Below are 20,598 nucleotides of genomic sequence, written 5' to 3' on the forward strand. Positions count from 1 at the left end.
ATGTCTCACCCCCCGACTCAACCGCGTACCAGACGCTTTCCGCTCCGGAGGTCCTTCCGTGACCCGTGTGCTCGTCGTCGAGGACGAGGAGTCCTTCTCCGACGCCCTGTCGTACATGCTCCGCAAAGAGGGCTTCGAGGTCGCCGTCGCGGCCACCGGGCCCGACGGACTCGACGAGTTCGAGCGCAACGGCGCCGACCTCGTCCTCCTCGACCTGATGCTGCCGGGTCTGCCCGGTACGGAGGTATGCCGCCAGCTGCGCGGCCGCTCCAACGTCCCCGTGATCATGGTGACCGCCAAGGACAGCGAGATCGACAAGGTCGTCGGCCTGGAGATAGGGGCCGACGACTACGTCACCAAGCCGTTCTCCTCGCGCGAGCTGGTGGCCCGTATCCGGGCCGTGCTGCGCCGCCGCGGCGAGCCGGAGGAGGTGACCCCGGCGGCACTGGAGGCCGGACCGGTCCGCATGGACGTCGACCGGCACGTCGTCACCGTGGCCGGCTCGAAGGTCGACCTGCCGCTGAAGGAATTCGACCTGCTGGAGATGCTGCTGCGCAACGCGGGCCGGGTACTGACCCGCATGCAGCTCATCGACCGCGTCTGGGGCGCCGACTACGTCGGTGACACCAAGACCCTGGACGTCCACGTCAAGCGCCTGCGCGCCAAGATCGAGCCGGACCCGGGCGCGCCGCGCTACCTGGTCACGGTCCGCGGCCTGGGCTACAAGTTCGAGCCGTAGACCTCCGGACCGCGAACCGGTCGCGCCACGACGTACGAGAAGGGCGGCACCCCCGCAGGGGTGCCGCCCTTCTCTCGTGTTCCGCGCCGCGTGCCGTGCTCAGTGGCTCGCGGCCCCGGCCGTCTCCCCGGCCGTCTCCCCGGCGTGCGGAGAGGCGCTGCCGGTCGCGGCGGGCGACTCGGTCCCGCCCTCGGTGGCACCCGCGGTCGGGGACTCGCCCTCGGCCGGCGACTCGGCGGGGGACTCCGCCGGGGCGCTCGGCAGGGGCGTCGGCCCCCAGGAGGTGAAGTAGCTCTCGGCGGGCACGACGAAGGCGCGCATGCTGATCTCGCCGGTCTCGCTGAAGGTGAAGGTGATCTTCTGGGCGTTGCCGTCCTCGACCGCCTCCCGGCTGCTGGGCAGGACGGCGGAGGCGTTGTTCTGCCCGCCGATGACGACCGAACCGCCGGCCGGGACGGTCACCTTGCCGGTGCCCTTGGCCGGCTTGAGCTCGGCGGACTTGCCGGTGCCGTCGACGGTGATCGACTCCAGCGTCTGCGCCTTGCTGCCACTGTTGAAGACGGTCGCGGAGATCACCGCCGGACCCGTCGACTCCAGGTCGGGCTGGGTGATGACGACGACGTTCTGCAGCTTGAGGTCACCGACACTGGTGGCCGCGTTGTCCGGCTTGATCTCCAGTGTCTGGGCGTCGTTGCCGGCGCCGCAGGCGGCGAGCGTGGCGATCGAGAACGCGAGGGCGGAGGCGGCGAGGGCGCCGCGTCGAAGGCTGCTGCTCACGGCGGCGGCAACTCCTTGAACGCACACGGGCAGCTCTCCTTCTATAAAGCCGCCCTAAGGGTCTGTCAGCGCGCTTAGGTTACCGAGCCGTTCCCGCGCCACCGCACCCGACCCGCCTCTAGCGGGTTCCGGGGGCCACGCGAGGCGCCCTCGACGCTCCCCGGACACACATGTCACCGGGTCCTTGAGTGGAGGTCGTCGCCCATTCACATAAGAGCCGCTCACGACGGAGCGCGGATTTTCCGTGAAGGAATGCGCGGCCGTCCCCGGAATTGATCACCGGCTCTTCGGCCGGCGGTGTGATCAATTCCGGAAACCGTCCGGATCCGGCTCGGAGCACCGAACGGAGTAGCGGAAGTCGCACGCTTGGAAGCGGACATATGTGGATGTTCGGCCGCTCGAGCGAGCCTCCGGATGCGTGTAACGTACGCGTTTCACCCCCCTCGAAGAGCCGCTCCGACCTGCGAATACCTGCTTCCGCGCACCCGTCGCAGCACGTTCCTGTCGCTGTTGTCAAGCCCCGAGATATGCCCTGACCTGCGAAAACGCCATTCAGAAGACGCCGTATCCGTGTTACCCTGGATAGCCACGGAAGGGGTACCTGTCACATGACGTTCAAGGTTGGCGACACCGTGGTCTATCCCCATCACGGGGCCGCGCTGATCGAGGCCATCGAAACTCGCCAGATCAAAGGCGTGGACAAGACCTACTTGGTGCTGAAGGTCGCCCAGGGTGACCTGACGGTGCGTGTGCCAGCGGACAATGCGGAGTTCGTCGGCGTGCGTGATGTGGTCGGTCAGGACGGACTGGACCGGGTCTTCGAGGTGCTGCGCGCGCCGTACGCCGAGGAGCCCACGAACTGGTCGCGTCGTTACAAGGCAAATCTGGAGAAGCTCGCCTCCGGCGATGTCATCAAGGTCGCGGAAGTCGTGCGTGACCTGTGGCGTCGCGAGCGTGAGCGCGGACTCTCCGCCGGCGAGAAGCGCATGCTCGCCAAGGCCCGCCAGATCCTGGTGAGCGAGCTCGCCCTCGCGGAGAACACGAACGAGGACAAGGCCGAGGCTCTGCTCGACGAGGTCCTCGCGTCCTGACGCAGGCGGCGTCCTGGCGCAGGCGTGAGCCGGCCTCAGAACATCGCACAGCACACCGAAATGCCGCGGTGCCCGATGACGTACTCCCGTCGCCGGGCGCTGCGGCATGTTCGCGTTCATCCACGGAGGTTCACCTGGGATGCTCCCCCGGGATGTTCACCCGCTGGACGCCCTGGATGTCCATCATCGAGATGTCCACCCACCGATCCCATCGATGACCGATCCCATCGACGACGCCGCACCGTACCTCGGGGGACGCCCCACGGAAGGTCCCCCGATACTGGTCGTGCCGGGCCCGGGCAGCTGGCTCGACCAGTGTCACGGAAGGGTCCGGTCGAGGCGTCGCGCCCGGCACGCTGTCTCCGTACCCACGTAGGCCGAGCACACAAACCTGACAGGAACCGATGTCTGACGATTCGCTTCCCGCCCCCGCTCCCGCCCGCACGGCCGCGGTGATCCCGGCCGCCGGCCGGGGAGTACGCCTCGGGCCGGGCGCCCCCAAGGCGCTCCGCACGCTGGGCGGGACCCCCATGCTGATCCACGCGGTGCGCGCCCTCGCCGCCTCCCGCGCCGTCTCCCTCGTGGTCGTGGTGGCCCCGCCGGAGGGAACCGCCGAGGTGAAGTCGCTGCTCGACGCGCACGCGCTGCCCGAGCGCACCGACTTCCTCGTGGTGCCCGGCGGCGACACGCGCCAGGAGTCGGTGCGGCTCGGCCTCCAGGCGCTGCCGCCGCAGTACGACATCGTGCTCGTGCACGACGCCGCCCGCCCGCTGGTGCCCGTCGACACCGTCGACACCGTCATCGAGGCGGTCCGCGACGGCGCCCCGGCCGTCGTCCCGGCGCTGCCGCTCGCCGACACCGTCAAGGAGGTCGCGCCCGCGGTGGAGCCCGGGGCGCCGGAGCCGGTGGTGGCCACCTTGCAGCGCGCCCGGCTGCGCGCCGTGCAGACACCGCAGGGCTTCGACCGGGCCACCCTCGTCAGCGCCCACGAGACGGTCACCGAGGACGTCACCGACGACGCGAGCATGGTCGAGCAGCTCGGCCTGACCGTCGTGGTCGTCCCCGGCCACGAGGAGGCCTTCAAGGTCACCCGCCCGCTGGACCTGGTCCTCGCGGAGGCGGTCATCGCCCGCAGGAGGCTCAACGATGGCTTCTGAGGCGCCGCCGCTCCCGCAGGTCGGCATCGGCACCGACATCCACGCCTTCGAGGAGGGCCGCGAGCTGTGGTGCGCGGGCCTGAAGTGGGAGGGCGAGGGGCACGGACTGGCCGGCCACTCCGACGCCGACGTCGTCGCGCACGCCGCCTGCAACGCGCTGTTCTCCGCCGCCGGACTCGGTGACCTGGGCCAGCACTTCGGCACCGGCCGCCCCGAGTGGTCCGGCGCCTCGGGCGTGACGCTGCTGACCGAGGCCGCCAGGATCGTCCGCGCGGCCGGCTTCCGCATCGGCAACATCGCGGTCCAGGTCGTCGGCCCCCGCCCCAAGATCGGTAAGCGGCGCGACGAGGCGCAGAAGATCCTCTCCGAGGCGGCGGGCGCCCCCGTGTCGGTGTCCGGCGCGACCACCGACGGGCTCGGCTTCCCCGGCCGGGGGGAGGGCCTGATGGCGATCGCGACGGCGCTGGTCGTGCGCACGGCGTGACACGGGCCGCGTCGTGTCACGAAAGTGCGGCCCTTGAGCGGAAGGGCGCGGGGCATCGCTCCACGCCCACTACCCTGGAGTGGTGACCATTCGCCTGTACGACACCAGCGCCCGGCAGATCCGTGACTTCTCCCCGCTCAAGCCGGGTTGTGTCTCGATCTACCTGTGTGGCGCCACCGTGCAGGCGGCCCCGCACATCGGGCACATCCGATCGGGCCTGAACTTCGACATCATGCGCCGCTGGTTCACCCACCGCGGCTACGACGTCACGTTCGTCCGCAACGTCACCGACATCGACGACAAGATCATCACCAAGTCCCACGACCAGGGCCGCCCCTGGTGGTCCATCGGGTACGAGAACGAGCGCGCGTTCAACGACGGCTACGAGGTGCTGGGTTGCCTGCCGCCGACGTACGAGCCGCGCGCCACCGGACACGTGCCGGAGATGATCGAGATGATGCGAGGTCTGATCGAGCGCGGCCACGCCTACGAGGCCGACGGCAACGTCTACTTCGACGTGCGCTCGTTCCCGGAGTACCTCCAGCTGTCCAACCAGGAGCTGGACAACCTGCTCCAGCCGTCGGGCGAGGGCGAGACGGGCAAGCGGGACGCGCGGGACTTCGCGATGTGGAAGGCGGCCAAGCCCGGCGAGCCCAGCTGGGAGACCCCGTGGGGCCGCGGCCGTCCCGGCTGGCACCTGGAGTGCTCGGCGATGGCCCACAAGTACCTCGGCTCCGCCTTCGACATCCACGGCGGCGGCCTCGACCTGATCTTCCCGCACCACGAGAACGAGATCGCCCAGGCCAAGGCCTACGGCGACGAGTTCGCCCGGTACTGGGTGCACAACGCCTGGGTCACCATGAGCGGCGAGAAGATGTCCAAGTCGCTCGGGAACAGCGTGCTGGTCTCCGAGATGGTCAAGCGGTGGCGTCCCATCGTGCTGCGCTACTACCTCGGCACCCCGCACTACCGCTCGATGATCGAGTACAGCGAGGAGGCCCTGCGCGAGGCCGAGTCGGCGTTCGCGCGGATCGAGGGCTTCGTGCAGCGTGTCGTCGAGATGGCCGGCGGGGTCGTCGAACCGGCCGCCGAAGTGCCGCCCGCCTTCGCCGAGGCGATGGACGACGACCTGGGCGTCCCGCAGGCGCTCGCCGTCGTGCACACCACCGTCCGGCAGGGCAACAGCGCGCTGGCCGCCGACGACAAGGAAGCCGCCGTGGCCCGCCTCGCCGAGGTCCGCGCCATGCTCGGCGTCCTCGGACTCGACCCCCTCGACCCGCACTGGGCCGGGGAGAACGACCGCGGTGAGGACCTGCACGGCGTCATCGACAGCCTCGTACGCCTGGTCCTCGACCAGCGGGAGGCGGCGCGCGGTCGCAAGGACTGGGCGACCGCCGACGCGATCCGCGACCAGCTCAACCAGTCGGGGCTCGTCATCGAGGACAGCCCCCAGGGGCCGCGCTGGTCGCTCGGCCCGCGCTGAGCCCCTGAACAGTGCGAATGTGCCGCCCGGCGTCTCGGGCGGCACACTTGCACTGACGAACGCACACACTTCCGCAGAGAACAGGTAGGTCATGGCCGCTCACAACCGCCGCATGTCCGGCAAGAAGGGCGCGCAGGTCGGCAGCGGCGGCCAGCGGCGCCGAGGCCTGGAGGGCAAGGGGCCGACCCCGCCCGCCGAGATGCGCAAGGGACACGCCAAGCAGCGCGCCGCGGCGGCCAAGGCCCGCCGCGTGCAGGGCCGTCCGCAGCAGCGGCGCGGCGGCGGCAGGTCGACGTCCGAGCTGGTCGTCGGCCGCAACCCCGTCGTCGAGGCGCTGCGCGAGGGCGTGCCCGCGTCCACGCTGTACGTGCAGCAGTTCATCGACAACGACGAGCGGGTGCGCGAGGCGCTCCAGCTCGCGGCCGAGCGCGGCGGCATCAACCTCATGGAGGCGCCGCGCCCCGAGCTGGACCGCATGACGAACGGCCTCAACCACCAGGGCCTGGTGCTCCAGGTCCCGCCGTACGAGTACGCCCACCCCGAGGACCTCGCCGAAGCCGCCTACGACGAGGGCGAGGACCCGCTGATCGTCGCGCTGGACGGCGTGACCGACCCGCGCAACCTCGGTGCCGTCGTGCGTTCCGTCTCCGCGTTCGGCGGCCACGGCGTCCTCGTCCCCGAGCGGCGCGCGGCCGGCATGACCGCCGGTGCCTGGAAGACGTCGGCCGGTGCGGCGGCCCGCACGCCGGTCGCCCGCGCCACCAACCTCACCCGCGCGCTGGAGGCGTACAAGAAGGCCGGCATCGTGGTCGTCGGCCTGGCCGCCGACGGCGAGTCGGAGATCGGTGAACTCCAGGCGCTGGAAGGGCCGGTGGTGATCGTCGTCGGCAGTGAGGGCAAGGGCCTGTCGCGGCTGGTCGGCGAGACGTGCGACTTCCGCGTGCGGATCCCGATGCCGGGCGGCGCCGAGTCCCTCAACGCCGGTGTGGCGGCGGGCATCGTGCTGTACGAGGCGGCGCGCCGACGGGGGTGAACACCTGTCCGGGCGTTCACCCCGGCGGGCTGATTCCGGCGGACAGGGCGACCTTGACGGGGTCCGGACAGATCCGGCGGGTCAAAGCAGTGTCCTAAACACACGTCACTCTGTTAGATGAGCGTGGACACCAGAACACCCCGCACACCCACGGGGGACGGCCCGTCGGGATTCGACGACGCTCCCGCGCTGAGCATGGTGAAGGTGCCGAGCGATCCGGCGCAGATCATCGTCAATCATGCGAGTTTCCGCGTGCAGTTGGGAGCGTCGACGCGGCGCGCCCCATCGCCGCGGGTCGCCCGGCACATGAGCGCCACCGAGGACACCGCGCGCATCCCCGTCGTCGGGGCTGCGGGGAGAGCAGGCGTGACCGGCGTGAACGCCGGGGCCCGCCGCCGGCCCGTCGTGTGGAGCGGCCGGTCCGCCCCCGACGACACCGGCGCGCACCGCCTGCTCCAGGCCGTGCGGGCAGGCAGCGTCGGCCACGGCGAACCGCCCGCCGCCGACGCCGGAGCCACCCAGGTCATCCCGCACGTCGGCGACGGCTACGACGGCTACGACGGCTACGACGGTGGCGACCTCACGGCACAGACCCTCGAGACCCCGATCGTCGGCCAGCAGCGCGGCCCGGGCGCCGGCGAGAACCGGCTCCTGCCGCGGATGCCCACCGTCGGCAGCGCCTACGACGAACCCGCCTACGACGAACCCGCCTACGACGACACCCGGTTCGAGGAGTTCGCCGAGGCGGCGGCGGACGCCGCGCCACGCGGCAAGCGCCACGGCGACGACCCCGCCCGGCACGCCTACTACCCGCACCGCCGGATGAACCTCGGCGTGGTGCTCCTCCCGCTGCGTCTCCTGCTCGGTTTCATCTCCGTCTACGCCGGCATGGGCAAGCTGTGCGACCCCGTGTACTTCGACGGCGGCAAGCGCGGCTCCATGGTGAAGTGGCTCAACACGCTGCACCCGTGGGAAGTCGCCGAGCCGCTGCGCCAGTTCGCCCTGCACCACCCCGTCGGCTCCGGGCTCGTCATCGCCTTCCTCCAGGTCATCGTGGGCGTCCTCACGATCCTGGGCTGCTGGCAGCGGGTCGCGGCGTCGGTCGGGGCGCTGCTGTCCGCGGCGCTCCTCGTCACCGTCAGCTGGAAGACGGTCCCGGTCTACGAGACCCCCGACATCATCTACCTCGCCGCGTGGTCGCCGCTGATCATCGCCGGCGCCCCCGTCTACTCCATCGACGGCCGGCTCGCGGCCGGTGCCTGGCGGCGGCTCGGCCCCCGCTCCGACCTGTGGGAGCTGCGGCGCTATGTGCTGCGGCGCGGCGCCCTGGTCACCGCGATCGTCATCGGGCTCACCCTGCTCGTCGGCTCGCTGCTCGGCGGTGCGGTGCGGGACGCCGACCGGGTGGTCGTGCCCGGTCCGGGCGAGGCCCCGCGCAACGAGCTGCCCGGTTCGCCGCTGCCGGAGGAGTCCGGCGAGCAGCAGCCCGACGAGGGGACGCCGTCCGCCTCCACCTCGCCCACGCAGGGCGCCACCTCCGAGGCGCCGACGCAGGAGGAGAGCGCGGCGGACGCCGGTCCGGGCGAGGACGCGGCCACCACCGGCGCGCCCAGCCAGACGCAGGGCACCGTGGGGCAGGCCCCGCCGGAGGACTCCTCCCCGGTCGAGGAGGCGCCCAGCACCAGCTCCGGCCCCTCCTCGGGCGGAGCGACCGCCTCCGGCGGCTCCTCGGGCGGCTCCTCGGGCGGCTCCGAGGGCGGCGGGTCGTCGTCCTCCGGTCAGCCGGGCCTGGTGGGCGGGCTGCTGGGGTAGGCCACGCTCCCACCACGGAAAACGGGTCACGCTCCCACCACGCAAAAGGGGCCCCGCACGTACGACGTGCGGGGCCCCTCGTGCGTACGCCCTGCTCTGCGGCGCTGTCAGCGGCCCAGTGCCGCCAGTTCCCTCGCCGCCTCGGTGAGGTCCTTCGCGGTGTCGATCGCGCGCCAGTAGGCGCCCTGCGGGATCGGGAAGCCGGCCAGTCGGCGCTCCCGGGCCAGGTGCGGGAAGGTGGTGCGCTCGTGGTCCCCGCGCTCGGGCAGCAGCGCGGCGAACTCGGGGGAGAAGACGTAGACGCCCGCGTTGATCTCGTATGTCGTCGGCGGGGCCTCGATGAAGTCGGTGATGTGGCCGAAGCCGTCCGTCTTCACGGCGCCCCACGGGATGCGGGGACGGGCCAGCGCGAGGGTCGCCACAGCGTCGCGCTCGGTGTGGAAGTCCGCCATGTCGCGCAGCGAGAAGCGGGTCCAGATGTCGCCGTTGGTGGCGTACCAGGGGCCGTCCGGGTGGGGCAGGCGGGCGGCGGCGTACCGCAGGCCGCCGCCGCGGCCGAGGGGCTCGGTCTCGACGACGGTGGTGACGTTCACCGGCAGGTCGGCCGACTTCAGCCAGCTCTGCAGGACGTCGGCGAGGTGGCCGCAGGAGACGACGACGTCCGTCACGCCCTCTTCGGCGAGCCAGCCGAGCTGATGCCCGATGATCGGCGTCCCCGTCCCGGGGATCTCGACCATCGGCTTCGGCCGGTCATCGGTGTAGGGACGCAGCCGGGACCCCTGGCCACCGGCCAGGATGACGGCTTGCGTGGGGCGGGACGCGGCGTGCGGATGGGTCATGCCCGCACTGTACGTGGTGGGGTTTCCCTGGGCGGGCGGGGGAGCGGGGTCGTACGGACGGGACCGTGCCCGGCGTGGCTGCCGTGCGGCGGCCGGGTGCGCGGGCCGTCGGCGGAAGTGGTGTGCGTGCTGCGGCTTCTGGACGAGGGGGCAGACCCCGGCCGGTTCAGCCGTCCGAACCGGCCGGGGTTCCGGGGGCTCAGCGGTGGGCTGCCAGGACGCCTGAGGCGAAGGCTGTGTCGCAGACCGGGCGGGCGTAGGACTGGGCGCGGGTGGGGCCGTACACGCGGACGGCGGCGCGGCCGAGGGCGCGGGCGATGGAGGCGCAGTGCTTGGCCATGGACGGTTTGCCGTTCACCGCCTCCTGGAGGTGGGTCAGGGCGACGCCCGGGTCCTTCTCCTGGAGTTCGGCCAGCAGCTGGTCGCGCAGGACGTCCTGCGGGGCGCTGTGCGCGGTGCGGTGCCCGACGGAGACTTCGGAGGCGGTGAGCACCGATTCCGAGGGGGCCCCCGTCCAGTTCACCCGGGTGACCGCGAGGGTCCCCGAGAGCACCATGACGACGGGCAGGACGAGGGCGAGGGAGCGGCCGATCCGTCGGGCGGGGCCCCGGCCGCGACGCGCCTTTGGGGTGCTGGAGTGCTTCACGGAGTGCTTCACGCGTGTGAGGGTAGCGCGGGGTAATGATTTGGCGACATTGAGTCACCCGGTCGGGGGATGCAGGAGTGCCTCTTTTTGGGTAGGGGGTTGACGGGCGTCCAGTGAAATGTCCGTACTACCGGGGTTTTTCAGTGGCAGCGAGAAGGGCCCCGCGGCAGTCCGCGGGGCCCTTCTCGTCAACGTCGCTCAGGGCGGCGTGTTCGTCCTCAGTCGGAGAGGCGCGCGCCCGTCGAGGTCGAGAACACGTGGGTCTCACCCGCGCGCGGGACGACGTGCAGCGTGCTGCCCTTCTCCGGGACGTCACGGCCGCCGACGCGGACCACGAGGTCCTTCGTCTCGCCGCCGACCTGGGCGGTGCCGTAGACGAACGCGTCGGAGCCGAGCTCCTCGACCACGTTCACGGTGACGGCGACACCCTGGTCGGAGTCGGCGCCGGCCACGTCGAAGTGCTCGGGGCGGACACCGACGGTGACCGTCTTGTCGGTGGCGGCGGAGAGCGCGTCGCGCTGGACCGGCACGACCGAGTTGCCGAACTTCACGCCGCCGTCGGTGATCGGGACCTCGATGAGGTTCATCGCCGGGGAGCCGATGAAGCCGGCCACGAACAGGTTCGCGGGACGGTCGTACATGTTGCGCGGGGTGTCGACCTGCTGGAGCAGACCGTCCTTGAGGACCGCCACGCGGTCGCCCATCGTCAGGGCCTCGACCTGGTCGTGGGTGACGTAGACGGTGGTGATGCCCAGGCGGCGCTGGAGCGAGGCGATCTGCGTACGCGTCGACACACGGAGCTTGGCGTCGAGGTTGGACAGCGGCTCGTCCATGAGGAAGACCTGCGGCTCACGCACGATGGCGCGGCCCATGGCGACACGCTGGCGCTGACCGCCGGAGAGCGCCTTCGGCTTGCGGTCCAGGTACTCGGTGAGGTCGAGGATCTTCGCGGCCTCTTCGACCTTCTTGCGGATCTCCGCCTTGTTGACGCCGGCGATCTTGAGCGCGAAGCCCATGTTGTCGGCGACGGTCATGTGCGGGTAGAGCGCGTAATTCTGGAACACCATGGCGATGTCCCGGTCCTTCGGCGGCAGGTGCGTGACGTCGCGGTCGCCGATGCGGATGGCGCCGCCGTTCACGTCCTCGAGCCCCGCGAGCATCCGGAGCGAGGTGGACTTTCCGCAACCCGACGGGCCGACCAGGACGAGGAACTCACCGTCCGCGATCTCGATGTCGAGGGCGTCGACGGCGGGCTTGGTGGAACCCGGGTAGATCCGGGTCGCCTTGTCGAACGTGACTGTGGCCATGGTGATGGGCCCCCTTCTACCGGCAGGAACGTGCCGGACGATCCGTTGTAGGAAGGTGGTTGGTTTAGTCCACACGTGTGAACTGGGTCAGGACGGTACCTTCCGTTCACCGTTCTGTCAGTAGGTCTGCCCCTGTGAACTTCGCGGAAATTTTCGACAGAGCACCCGCGTGGGCTGGGTACACTGCACGGGCGCCCATGCGTATGCCTCCTTAGCTCAGCTGGTAGAGCACCGCTCTTGTAAAGCGAAGGTCGTCGGTTCGAGTCCGACAGGGGGCTCTTCCCACCACCTGGGTCAACGCCCCCACGATCTTGGACCGTGGGGGCGTTGACGGTGGTTCTTGACGGCAGTCCCGGTCAGCGGCGCCGTTCGATCAGGCGATCCGTATGAAGACCCGCCGACTCGGAGGCCAAGCGGAAGTGGACGATGGCGATGTCATCGGCGGGAACGATGTCGGGGTAGTGGTACCGCAGCCTGTGGTGCAGTTCTTCAAGATCGCGGAATCCGTCGGCGATGGCGTCCTGCTCGGTCAGCTCGTCGACCTTTTTTGAGATGATCCGCGTTACGAAGCCCGGTAGCACCACCTCCTCATCCAGCTCGAAGACCATGTTGACCGGCCCCGTGGCAACCGGATCACGGAAGCGAACGGTCGTCGTCTTCCGTCCGGTGCGGACGGCTTCGAGATAGTCCCGATGGAAATACATGGACTGCCTCGCCGTCGCGTGGCAGCCCGGCTCGGAGGAGGCGGCCTGATCGGCCCATACATAGCTGTGCGGTAGGAGGCCCGCTATGGCGATGCTGCGAACCCCGTCGGCCGTGGGCACCAGGACGCGGATGTCTGGATGGTGGTCGAGAAGGACTTGTCGATCACGGCCACACGGCGCGAGCACACCGCGGCCCCTGTCGCCGACAGCAACAATGGTTGCCAGCTCACGCGCTCCTGCCGCACGGGCGTGCCCCAGTGCCACGAGCTCTGCACAGGGTCCGCCAGTGAAGTGGTAGAGGTTGATGCCACCGAATATCCGCCCTCGCGCATCTCGGACAGCGGCGCCAACCGTGTGCACCTCCCCGTCGCCGTTCGCCTCCACTATGCGCTGGGCGAACTCGACCAGCTCCATGTCTTCTTCCGTCGGCAATCGCAGGGTGCTGTCCACGCCCAGCACCCTACGGCCGGCACTTGGAGGCGACGGACCGAGGGGGACCGGCGAGTCGGGCAGTCTGTGGACCTGCCCGCCAAGGAACTGAGGAGCTGACGCAGGTCAGCGGTCGCGCAGGCGGCGGGCGAGCTCCAGGTCGTCCGCCTCCTGCGGCTCGCCGTCCTCGACGTTCCACAGGGCGTTCTGCAGCACCCGGCCGAGCGTCCAGGCCCGGGCGCGCTCCCGGTCCAGGCCCAGCACCTCGGTCATCGCGTCGAAGCGCCACAGGACGTCGTCGGGGTCGTAGCGGTTGTGCAGGGCCGGCCACAGCTCGAAGCAGGGGTCGCCGGCGAGCGGCTTGGGGTCGATGGCGCGCCAGTCGACGGCGAGGCCGTTCCCGCCGTCGGAGACCGGGCCGTTCCCGCGGTCGGCGGCGGCGAGGACGTTCTCGTCGTGCAGGTCCCAGTGCAGCAGCCGGTCGCCGGGCTCGCCCACGACCTCCCGCACGGCGGCCGCGCAGTCGGCGACCAGCCGGCGCTGCGACGGGTCGGGGATCCGCTCCAGCGCCCACGGCACCTGCTCCAGCATCTCCCCGGCGATGTCGCCGAGCCGCCGCAGGCCCGGCGGGGCGGGCAGACGCGTCAGGTGCGCCAGCAGACGGGCGATGACCACGACCGTCTCGTGGGTGTCGGGCACATGGGCGAGCATCCGGGCCGGATCGAGGCGTTCGAGGAGCATCGTGCCCGTCGCCTCGTCGTACCGCAGCAGCCGCACCGCCCGGTCGCCGTTCCACAGCCGCAGGGCGACCGGTTCGCCCGCGCTCTCCTCGTCGAGCAGCTGGAGCTTGAGCACGGCCCGGCTGCCGTCGGCGGCGACGACCGGCAGGACGAGCGCGGTCATGCCGTGCATCGCGGGCCCGTCGATCCGCAGCTCCCACCGGCCCAGGAAGTCCTCGACCAGCGCCGGCAACCCGGCGATGAACGCCCGCCCGGCCTCGCCGTTCACCTTCGCCTGGATCGTCGCCAGCCCACCCGGAATGTCGATCACACGGGGGACGATACGGGCGCGCGGGCGGCGCCTCACCCGGTTTTCCGGCCTCACCGGGCACCCCCGGAACGACGGAATCCGACCTGGACCGTGCCACGGGTCTCGGCTGGGCGGGCGGTTACGTCGGTTCGGGCGTGGCCACCGCGAACCTCGCCGGACGCACCCTGCGACTGACTGACGCTCAGGTCAGGTCAGGTAGTCAGGTCAGCGTCTGCTCCTTGTCGTGCGTGGTGGCCGTCGTCGGAGCCCGGCGTCGCGGCGGGCGGGCCGTGACCGTCAGGGCGGCGGCCAGGGCGGCCAGGAGCATGATGCCGGCCGCCCACCACAGGGCGACCGTGTAGCCGTGGACCAGGCCCTCCGCCGTGACCCGGGCCCGGTCGGCGGGGGCGGTGAGGTGGGCGGTGACGTAGGCGGCGCCGCTGGTGGTGGCGATCGTGTTCAGCAGCGCCGTGCCGATGGAACCCCCGACCTGCTGCGAGGTGCTGAGGGTGGCCGAGGCGACGCCCGCGTCCCGGGGCGCGACGCCGGCCGTCGCCGTGGTGAACACCGGCATGTAGGTCAGACCCATGCCGAGGCCCATCAGGACCAGCGCGGGCAGGATCTCGGTGGCGTACGAGCTGTGCACCGTCATCCGGGTCAGGACCATCATGCCGACGGCCGCGAGGACCATGCCGGGAGCCATCAGCGCGCGCGGCGGCACATGGTTCAGCAGCCGGGCCGAGATCTGCGTGGAGCCGATGACGGTCGACGCGGTGAGCGGCAGGAAGGCCAGGCCCGTGCGCACGGGCGAGTAGCCGAGGACGACCTGGAGGTAGTACGTCAGGAACAGGTACAGGCCGAACATGCCGACGATGGCCAGCCCCATGGTCAGGAAACAGCCCCCGCGGTCACGGTCCCTGACGATGCGCAGGGGCAGCAGAGGGACGGGCGCCCGCCCCTGCCACCCCACGAAGACGACGAGCAGGAGCAGCCCCATCAGGAAGGCGGTCAGCACCAGCGGATCGGCCCAGCCGCGCGGCCCGGCCTCGCTGAAGCCGTACACCAGCGCGACCAGGCCGCCGCAGCCCAGCAGCACGCCGGGCACGTCCAGGCGGGCGTCCGCGTGGCCGGGGCGGTCCCGCAGCAGCGCGAGGGCGCCGAGCACGGCGACGACGGCGATGAACACATTGACGTAGAGGCACCAGCGCCAGTTCAGGTACTCGGTGAGCAGCCCGCCGACGACGAACCCGAGCGCCGAACCGCTGCCCGCGAGCGCGCCGAAGACGCCGAAGGCCTTGCCGCGTTCCCGGGGGTCGGTGAAGGTCGTCGTCAGCAGCGACATCGCCGAGGGGGCCAGGACGGCGGCGAAGACGCCCTGGAGGGCGCGCGCGCCGAACAGCATGCCCGGCGTCGCGGCGGCGCCGCCGAACGCGGAGGCGGCGGCGAAACCGGCCAGGCCGATGACGAAGGCCCGTTTCCGGCCCACCAGGTCCGCGATCCGCCCGCCGAGCAGCAGCAGACCGCCGAAGGCCAGCGAGTACGCGGTGATGACCCACTGCCGGTTGCCGTCGGACATCCCCAGGTCCCGCTGCGCCGACGGCAGCGCGATGTTCACGATCGTCGAGTCCAGCACGACCATGAGCTGCGCCAGCGCGATCACCGTCAACGCCCACCACCGGCGTGGATCGGGTCGCGCCGCGCTGCTCTCGTCTGCCCGAATGGCGCTCACCCCGTCAGCAGACCATGATCGCGGGAGGGGCGCATCCGGTCATGGGCCGGTCGGGTTGCCCCGGGGGCCCGCCCGGGCGGAGGCGGTGCGCGCCCTGGCGGCGGAGGGCCGGCCTCGCGGGTCCCGCGGCCCGTGAGGGGCTGTCGCGGCCTTCACGGTTCCAGGACGACCTTCCCGGTCGTCCCCCGTGTCTCCAGCGCCCGGTGGGCGGCGGCCGCCTCCGACAGCGGGAAGCGCTGCACCGCCGGGACGAGACGGCCGGCGGCCGCCTCGGCGAGGGCGCGCAGCTCCAGGGTGCGGAGGGGGTTCGGACCGCCCGTCTTCTGGAGCATCACGGGGCCCAGGACCTGCTGGGAGACGCCGTCGACGAGGTAGGGCCCGCCGGTCAGGCCCTGTCCCGACCAGCCGAACACGAGGTGCCGCCCACCGGGACCGAGCAGCGCCACGGCTTCCCGGGCGACCTCGCCGCCGACGCCGTCGAAGACGACCGTGGCGGACCGGCCGCCCAGGAACGCGCGGACCTTCTGCGGCCAGGCGGGGTCGCGGTAGTCGACGGCGAGGTCGGCGCCGCCCGCCGCGACGCGGGCCGTCTTCCCGGGCCCGCCCGCGAGACCGACGACGACGGCTCCGGCGTTCCTGGCGTACTGCACGAGGAGGCCGCCGATGCCGCCGGCGGCCGCCGGGATCACGGCCACCGCGTCGGGCCCCAGCTCGGCGAACTGGAGGATCCCCATCGTCGTACGGCCCGTGCCGATCATGGCGACGGCCTGGGCGGCGTCCAGGCCGGCCGGGATCTCGTGCAGCCGGTCGGCGTCGGTGACGGCGAGTTCGGCGTAGCCGCCGGGGGCGAAGCCGAGGTGGGCGACGACGTGCTTGCCGAGCCAGCTCGGGTCGACGCCGTCGCCGAGGGACTCGACGACACCGGCCACCTCACGGCCCGGGACGGTCGGCAGCCTGGTCGGCAGGGGCACCGGCCCCTGGACGCCCTCGCGCAGCGCGGTGTCCAGCAGGTGCACACCGGCCGCCGCGACGGCGACACGCACCTGGCCGGGGCCCGGGCGCGGGTCCTCGACCTGCTCGTAGGTGAGGTTCTCGGCCGGGCCGAAGGCGTGCAGACGGACGGCGTGCATGGGGACCCCCTGTGGTCGTGTCGCGGGCGTCGTACGGCTGACGTGACGCGGGCCGTCGTACGGCGGACGCGCACGGTCGTACGGCGAGACGCGACGCGGGCCGTCGTACGGCTGACGTGACGCGGACTGTCGTACGGCGTGTGCGGATCCCACTCTTCGACCTCAAGCGTGCTTGAGGTCAAGCGAGTCGCGGCCGAGGGCGAGGGACACGGCGGTCAGGGCGCTGGTGAAGGAGACCTCGGAGAGCACGCCCGGGGAGGCCACCTGGTCGCCGGCCAGGTAGACGCCGTCGCCTCGGTCCACGGCCGGCCGGTCCCGCCAGCTGGTCCCGGGCAGGTCGACCGCGCCGGTACGGCCCGCCGCGACCGCCTCCCGCCGCCAGGTGACGCGCTCGCGCCAGCCGGGGAAGCCGAGGTCGAGGAGTTGCTCGGCGCGGGCGACGCCGTCGGCCTTGGACTCCTGCGGGCCGATCGGGATCTGCCCCTGGAGGAGCTGCTGGCCGGCCGGGGCGAGGGTGCGGTCCTGGGCGGTGAACCGTTCGATCCAGCCGGGCGCGTCCAGGTCGGAGACGGCGAAGGCGTCGCCCCTGCGGGTGCGTACGGCCAGGTCGAGCAGCGCGGTACGGCCGCTCGGCCAGGTCAGCGAGTCGTCCCGCAGGAGGTGCCGGGCGGCGTCCAGGGAGGTGGCGACGACGACCGGTGTGCCGGTGGGGAGCGTGTCGAGGCGGGAGAGGGTCTCCATGCGCACCCCGAGGTTCCAGGCGCGGGCCGCCATCCGGTCGACGAGGGCGCCCCAGCCGCCGCGCGGGTAGTGCGCCTCGGGCGGCAGCTTGGTGGCCCGGCGCAGACGTTCCTGCACGAAGGCGGCGGACAGGGAACCGGGGTCGTGGTGGAAGAGGGCGACGGCGGAGTAGTGGGCGGCGGCGCGGGCGCCCTCCTCGCCGGCCACCTCGGTCGCCCAGGTGAGGAAGTCGGTGTCGACGGGCGCGTGGCGGGCGCCGGGCCGCAGCAGCTTCAGCATCGCGAAGGGTGGGGTGCGGCGCAGGACGCCCCGGTGGCGCAGCCGCAGCCGGGCGGCCTCCAGGGGCGGGATCGGCGCGAGGGGGCCGATGAGGTCGCGCTGCTTGAGCCAGGTCCAGTGCGGGCCACCGTTGTAGAGGGCGTGCGGGCCCTCGTTGGTCCGGTACGGGCCGTCCGTGGTCCGGGCCCGCCCGCCGAGGGTGTGGTGGGCCTCGTGCAGGGTGACCTTGGCGCCCGCCTCGGCGGCGGCGATGGCGGCGGTGAGGCCGGCGAGGCCGCCGCCGATGACGGTGAGGTGGCGCATGGGAACTCCTTCGGGTCTGGGGCGCCTTCTTCAGGTACGACCGTCGGAGGTCCCGCTTTTGTGACATCGGAGGTGTCGGCGCAGGTCAGCGGCGTTGTCAGTGGCGGGGTGCAGCATGGGGGCATGGCGAGGACAGGGACCGGTCGTGCCGGTGGGGCGGGCGGGAGCAGGGTGAAGGGCGCGCGGCGGCCGGAGGTGCGGCTGCCGGCGCTGGAGCCGTACGGCGGCGGGGAGGTGGAGCCCGACGGGGACTACGACGGGGTGGAGTTTCCGGGGACGGACCTGACCGGGCAGGACGGCGGCGGTGCCCGTTTCATGGACTGCGCGCTGACGGGCTGCGTGGTGGAGGGGACGCGGCTGGCCCGCGCCCGTTTCCTCGACTCGGTCCTCACCGGCATCCGGGGCGTGGGCGTGGACCTGGCCGAGTCGACCCTGAGGGACGTCGAGCTCGTCGACGCGCGTCTGGGCGGCACGCAGGCGCACGGCGCCGTCCTGGAGCGGGTCCTGGTCCGCGGCGGCAAGATCGATTACCTGAATCTGCGTCAGGCGCGGCTGCGGGACGTGGTGTTCGAGGGGTGTGTCCTGGTCGAGCCGGACTTCGGGGGTGCCCGGCTGGAGCGGGTGGAGTTCGTCGACTGCGCGTTGAAGGGGGCCGACTTCACCGCGGCGACCCTGACGGACGTCGACCTGCGCGGCGCGAGCGAACTCGGCATCGCGGGCGGCCTGGACCGCCTGTCGGGCGCCGTGATCAGTACGGCCCAGCTGCTGGACCTGGCGCCGGTGCTGGCGGCGCAGCTGGGCATCCGGGTGGAGGGCTGAGGGGTACGCGCTGCCGGCCGGTCCGGGCCGCACCGTGATCCACCCCGGCCCGGACACCTCGGCGCTCGACAGCGCGGCGTGTCCGAGCAGGGACCTCGGGGCGCGCCCCGCCGGGCCCGGAGGAGGAGTACACGTACCCGGAGGCGCGGGGGGCGGTCCCCGAGGCGTTCCTGCCGGTGGCCGCCGGGGACGCGGTCCCCGAGGCGTTCCCGCCGGTGGCCGCCGGCCCGGTGCGCCCCGTCAGCCGACCTTGCGGAAGGTCCAGGCCTGGTAGGGATCGCCGTACTCGGGGGCGAGGGCCAGGCGCGGCGGGAAGATCCGCAGCAGGCTCAGACCGAGCCGCATGGGAGCGTCGGGCACGCCGATGAGGTAGGCGTCCGGCTCCCGCGCGGGCAGCAGCTGCCAGGCGCGCTCGTCGGGCAGCAGCAGCGACAGCTCGTGCATGTCGGGCTCGCCCTCGTAGCTCACGGCGAGGTCCAGGTGGGCGCTGGCCGAGATGATCGTGTGCGTGCCGTTGCCGTCGCCCCGGACCCGCCACTCCTGGTTGCCCTCGCCGGAGGGCAGCAGGACGAGCGGTTCACCGGGCTCCGGGCCCAGTGCGGTGAGCAGTTGTTCGTTGGTGAAGAGGATCTCGTAGACACCGTCGGAAATGCCGGCCACGTCGTGCCCTTTCGCCGAACCGTTCGGGCCGCCGGAACGGCGGCCCCGGCGGTCATCGTTGCCGGGGCGCCCGCTCGGCAATCACGGAAAGTGACGAGTTCATCCGTGTGGCGGGGGCGCGGGAAAGCGATCCGTCACCGCAGCCGGAGCAAGGCGACCTGCCACCGCACCCGGAACACCTGTCAGCGCACTCGGGGGAACTTGGCCTGGAGCGTCCAGATCGCCGGGTTCTCGCCCAGGTCCTCGTGGAGGTCGACCAGGTCGGCGATCAGGTCGTGCAGGAAGTCGCGGGCCTCGCGGCGCAGCTCCGCGTGGGAGAAGGTCAGCGGAGGTTCCTCGCCCGGCATCCAGTCGGCCTCGATGTCCACCCAGCCGAAGCGGCGCTCGAAGAGCATGCGGTCGGTGGACTCGGTGAAATCGAGTTCGGCGTACTGGGGGCGGGAGGCGCGGGAACCCGCCGGGTCCTGGTCGATCCGCTCGACGATGTCGCACAGCGCCCACGCGAAGTCCAGCACCGGCACCCATCCCCAGGCTGTGGACAACTCCCGGTCCGCCTTGGTGTCGGCGAGGTAGACGTCCCCGCAGAACAGGTCGTGCCGCAGGGCGTGGACGTCCGCGCGGCGGTAGTCGGTCTGCGGCGGATCGGGAAAGCGGTTGGAGAGGGCGTAGCCGATGTCGAGCACGTAGGCGATGGTGTCACGCCTCCACCGAACGGGGGCCCGCGCCCATAAGATCCCTGACATGTCCCGATCTTTACGCCCTGTCCGACCCGCAGCGGCCCTGTGGGCCCTGGTCCTCGCCCTCGGCCTGACGGCGTGCGACTCGGACGGCGGACGGCACGTCGGCGCCGCGGGCGGTGCCGGGAGACCCGGTGTGGGCGACCCGTACTTCCCGAAGGCGGGCAACGGCGGCTACGACGTGGGCCACTACGACCTGACGCTCGCCTACGACCCCGGCACCCGCCGGCTGACCGGCACGGCGCGCGTCACCGCCCGCGCCACACAGCACCTCACCGCGTTCGACATGGACCTGAAGGGCCTGGACGTGGAGCAGGTCACCGTCGACGGCGTGCCGGCCCGGGCCGACCGGGACGACGACGACCAGGAGCTGACCGTCCACCCCGCCGAGCCACTGGCGAAGGGCGACACCTTCGAGACGACCGTGCGTTACGCGGGCCGCCCGGAGAAGATCATAGGTCCGGACGACTCCGCGGAGGGCTGGCTGACGACCGCCGACGGGGCGATCGCGCTCGGCCAGCCGACCGGCTCCATGGCGTGGTTCCCCGGCAACCACCACCCGTCCGACAAGGCGACGTACACCATCGCCGTCACCGTGCCGAAGGGCCTGACGGCGGTCTCCAACGGCGAGCTGACCAGCACCCGGACCACCGGCGGGCGCACCACGTTC

19 protein-coding genes, 1 tRNA gene and 1 pseudogene are annotated in these 20,598 nt (G+C 72.0%); 10 read left to right on the plus strand and 11 right to left on the minus strand.

What is annotated here, in order from left to right; translation table 11 throughout:
- The first annotated feature begins 58 nt into the window (after nt 1-58).
- A complete protein-coding gene (locus ALMP_RS15230) occupies nt 59-739 on the plus strand; it encodes a response regulator transcription factor (RefSeq protein WP_030342036.1) in 681 nt (226 codons plus the stop codon).
- Nucleotides 740-838: 99 nt separating this feature from the next.
- Here the strand turns inward: ALMP_RS15230 and ALMP_RS15235 are convergent, their stop codons facing one another.
- Nucleotides 839-1,516, minus strand: coding sequence for a DUF461 domain-containing protein (locus ALMP_RS15235; RefSeq protein ID WP_264927957.1), 678 nt, complete (start codon nt 1,514-1,516; stop codon nt 839-841).
- A 608-nt stretch (nt 1,517-2,124) separates the two neighbouring features.
- Between ALMP_RS15235 and ALMP_RS15240 the strand changes: the two genes are divergently transcribed.
- The 6 genes from ALMP_RS15240 to ALMP_RS15265 all read left to right on the plus strand — a co-directional run bounded on the left by ALMP_RS15240 (nt 2,125) and on the right by ALMP_RS15265 (nt 8,576).
- Entirely contained in the window at nt 2,125-2,607 is a 483-nt protein-coding gene (locus ALMP_RS15240; protein ID WP_003953493.1) for a CarD family transcriptional regulator, read from the plus strand.
- Nucleotides 2,608-3,011: 404 nt separating this feature from the next.
- The gene (ispD, locus tag ALMP_RS15245; protein ID WP_264928206.1) at nt 3,012-3,764 is read left to right on the plus strand and encodes a 2-C-methyl-D-erythritol 4-phosphate cytidylyltransferase; all 753 of its coding nucleotides are present in this window, start codon (nt 3,012-3,014) and stop codon (nt 3,762-3,764) included.
- Nucleotides 3,754-4,248 carry a 2-C-methyl-D-erythritol 2,4-cyclodiphosphate synthase gene (gene ispF, locus ALMP_RS15250; RefSeq protein ID WP_264928208.1) on the plus strand — a complete coding sequence of 165 codons (495 nt, stop codon included), beginning with the start codon at nt 3,754-3,756 and terminating at the stop codon, nt 4,246-4,248. Before ispD ends, ispF begins: the two co-directional genes overlap by 11 nt.
- 82 nt (nt 4,249-4,330) lie before the next feature.
- Nucleotides 4,331-5,731 carry a cysteine--tRNA ligase gene (cysS, locus tag ALMP_RS15255; protein WP_264928209.1) on the plus strand — a complete coding sequence of 467 codons (1,401 nt, stop codon included), beginning with the start codon at nt 4,331-4,333 and terminating at the stop codon, nt 5,729-5,731.
- A gap of 91 nt (nt 5,732-5,822) precedes the next feature.
- The gene (gene rlmB, locus ALMP_RS15260) at nt 5,823-6,764 is read left to right on the plus strand and encodes a 23S rRNA (guanosine(2251)-2'-O)-methyltransferase RlmB (protein WP_264928211.1); all 942 of its coding nucleotides are present in this window, start codon (nt 5,823-5,825) and stop codon (nt 6,762-6,764) included.
- A 117-nt stretch (nt 6,765-6,881) separates the two neighbouring features.
- Complete coding sequence (locus tag ALMP_RS15265; protein WP_264928213.1) at nt 6,882-8,576, plus strand: DoxX family protein; 1,695 nt, start codon at nt 6,882-6,884, stop codon at nt 8,574-8,576.
- A 107-nt stretch (nt 8,577-8,683) separates the two neighbouring features.
- On the opposite strand, the gene ALMP_RS15270 is transcribed toward ALMP_RS15265, so the two are convergent.
- From ALMP_RS15270 to ALMP_RS15280, 3 genes are all read right to left on the minus strand, one after another.
- The gene (locus ALMP_RS15270) at nt 8,684-9,415 is read right to left on the minus strand and encodes a nucleotidyltransferase family protein (RefSeq protein ID WP_264928214.1); all 732 of its coding nucleotides are present in this window, start codon (nt 9,413-9,415) and stop codon (nt 8,684-8,686) included.
- A gap of 199 nt (nt 9,416-9,614) precedes the next feature.
- The gene (locus tag ALMP_RS15275) at nt 9,615-10,073 is read right to left on the minus strand and encodes a hypothetical protein (RefSeq protein ID WP_375803488.1); all 459 of its coding nucleotides are present in this window, start codon (nt 10,071-10,073) and stop codon (nt 9,615-9,617) included.
- Nucleotides 10,074-10,279: 206 nt separating this feature from the next.
- The gene (locus ALMP_RS15280) at nt 10,280-11,368 is read right to left on the minus strand and encodes an ABC transporter ATP-binding protein (protein ID WP_264928216.1); all 1,089 of its coding nucleotides are present in this window, start codon (nt 11,366-11,368) and stop codon (nt 10,280-10,282) included.
- A gap of 205 nt (nt 11,369-11,573) precedes the next feature.
- On the opposite strand from ALMP_RS15280, the gene ALMP_RS15285 reads away from it, so the two are divergent.
- A tRNA-Thr gene (locus tag ALMP_RS15285) sits at nt 11,574-11,646 on the plus strand.
- A gap of 78 nt (nt 11,647-11,724) precedes the next feature.
- Here ALMP_RS15285 and ALMP_RS15290 read toward each other — a convergent pair.
- From ALMP_RS15290 to ALMP_RS15310, 5 genes are all read right to left on the minus strand, one after another.
- Nucleotides 11,725-12,522 (minus strand): ASCH domain-containing protein, encoded by a 798-nt coding sequence (locus ALMP_RS15290; protein WP_264928218.1) that lies wholly within the window; start codon nt 12,520-12,522, stop codon nt 11,725-11,727.
- Between the two features lie 105 nt (nt 12,523-12,627).
- A complete protein-coding gene (locus ALMP_RS15295; RefSeq protein ID WP_375803493.1) occupies nt 12,628-13,563 on the minus strand; it encodes an aminoglycoside phosphotransferase family protein in 936 nt (311 codons plus the stop codon).
- A gap of 187 nt (nt 13,564-13,750) precedes the next feature.
- Nucleotides 13,751-15,250: an MFS transporter gene (locus tag ALMP_RS15300; RefSeq protein WP_264928653.1), complete on the minus strand. Its 1,500-nt coding sequence runs from the start codon at nt 15,248-15,250 to the stop codon at nt 13,751-13,753.
- Nucleotides 15,251-15,411: 161 nt separating this feature from the next.
- The gene (locus ALMP_RS15305) at nt 15,412-16,389 is read right to left on the minus strand and encodes a zinc-binding dehydrogenase (RefSeq protein ID WP_264928221.1); all 978 of its coding nucleotides are present in this window, start codon (nt 16,387-16,389) and stop codon (nt 15,412-15,414) included.
- A 162-nt stretch (nt 16,390-16,551) separates the two neighbouring features.
- Entirely contained in the window at nt 16,552-17,712 is a 1,161-nt protein-coding gene (locus ALMP_RS15310; protein WP_264928222.1) for an NAD(P)-binding protein, read from the minus strand.
- A 123-nt stretch (nt 17,713-17,835) separates the two neighbouring features.
- Between ALMP_RS15310 and ALMP_RS15315 the strand changes: the two genes are divergently transcribed.
- A complete protein-coding gene (locus ALMP_RS15315) occupies nt 17,836-18,531 on the plus strand; it encodes a pentapeptide repeat-containing protein (protein ID WP_264928224.1) in 696 nt (231 codons plus the stop codon).
- A 240-nt stretch (nt 18,532-18,771) separates the two neighbouring features.
- On the opposite strand, the gene ALMP_RS15320 is transcribed toward ALMP_RS15315, so the two are convergent.
- Both ALMP_RS15320 and ALMP_RS15325 read right to left on the minus strand, forming a co-directional pair.
- A complete protein-coding gene (locus ALMP_RS15320) occupies nt 18,772-19,191 on the minus strand; it encodes a hypothetical protein (RefSeq protein WP_264928226.1) in 420 nt (139 codons plus the stop codon).
- A gap of 182 nt (nt 19,192-19,373) precedes the next feature.
- Nucleotides 19,374-19,874 (minus strand): hypothetical protein, encoded by a 501-nt coding sequence (locus tag ALMP_RS15325; protein ID WP_264928654.1) that lies wholly within the window; start codon nt 19,872-19,874, stop codon nt 19,374-19,376.
- A gap of 58 nt (nt 19,875-19,932) precedes the next feature.
- Between ALMP_RS15325 and ALMP_RS15330 the strand changes: the two are divergent.
- A pseudogene (locus tag ALMP_RS15330) lies at nt 19,933-20,598 on the plus strand (M1 family peptidase); the annotation flags it as partial.

It is taken from the genome of Streptomyces sp. A012304 (assembly GCF_026008495.1).
GTDB lineage: Bacteria > Actinomycetota > Actinomycetes > Streptomycetales > Streptomycetaceae > Streptomyces.

Coding starts and splice junctions, on each gene's coding strand:
- ALMP_RS15270 (WP_264928214.1), bottom strand. CDS start 9,415: ATGACCCATCCGCACGCCGCGTCCCGCCCCACGCAAGCCGTCATCCTG.
- ALMP_RS15315 (WP_264928224.1), top strand. CDS start 17,836: ATGGCGAGGACAGGGACCGGTCGTGCCGGTGGGGCGGGCGGGAGCAGG.
- ALMP_RS15280 (WP_264928216.1), bottom strand. CDS start 11,368: ATGGCCACAGTCACGTTCGACAAGGCGACCCGGATCTACCCGGGTTCC.
- ispF (WP_264928208.1), top strand. CDS start 3,754: ATGGCTTCTGAGGCGCCGCCGCTCCCGCAGGTCGGCATCGGCACCGAC.
- rlmB (WP_264928211.1), top strand. CDS start 5,823: ATGGCCGCTCACAACCGCCGCATGTCCGGCAAGAAGGGCGCGCAGGTC.
- ALMP_RS15310 (WP_264928222.1), bottom strand. CDS start 17,712: ATGCGCCACCTCACCGTCATCGGCGGCGGCCTCGCCGGCCTCACCGCC.
- ALMP_RS15305 (WP_264928221.1), bottom strand. CDS start 16,389: ATGCACGCCGTCCGTCTGCACGCCTTCGGCCCGGCCGAGAACCTCACC.
- ALMP_RS15265 (WP_264928213.1), top strand. CDS start 6,882: ATGAGCGTGGACACCAGAACACCCCGCACACCCACGGGGGACGGCCCG.
- ALMP_RS15240 (WP_003953493.1), top strand. CDS start 2,125: ATGACGTTCAAGGTTGGCGACACCGTGGTCTATCCCCATCACGGGGCC.
- ispD (WP_264928206.1), top strand. CDS start 3,012: ATGTCTGACGATTCGCTTCCCGCCCCCGCTCCCGCCCGCACGGCCGCG.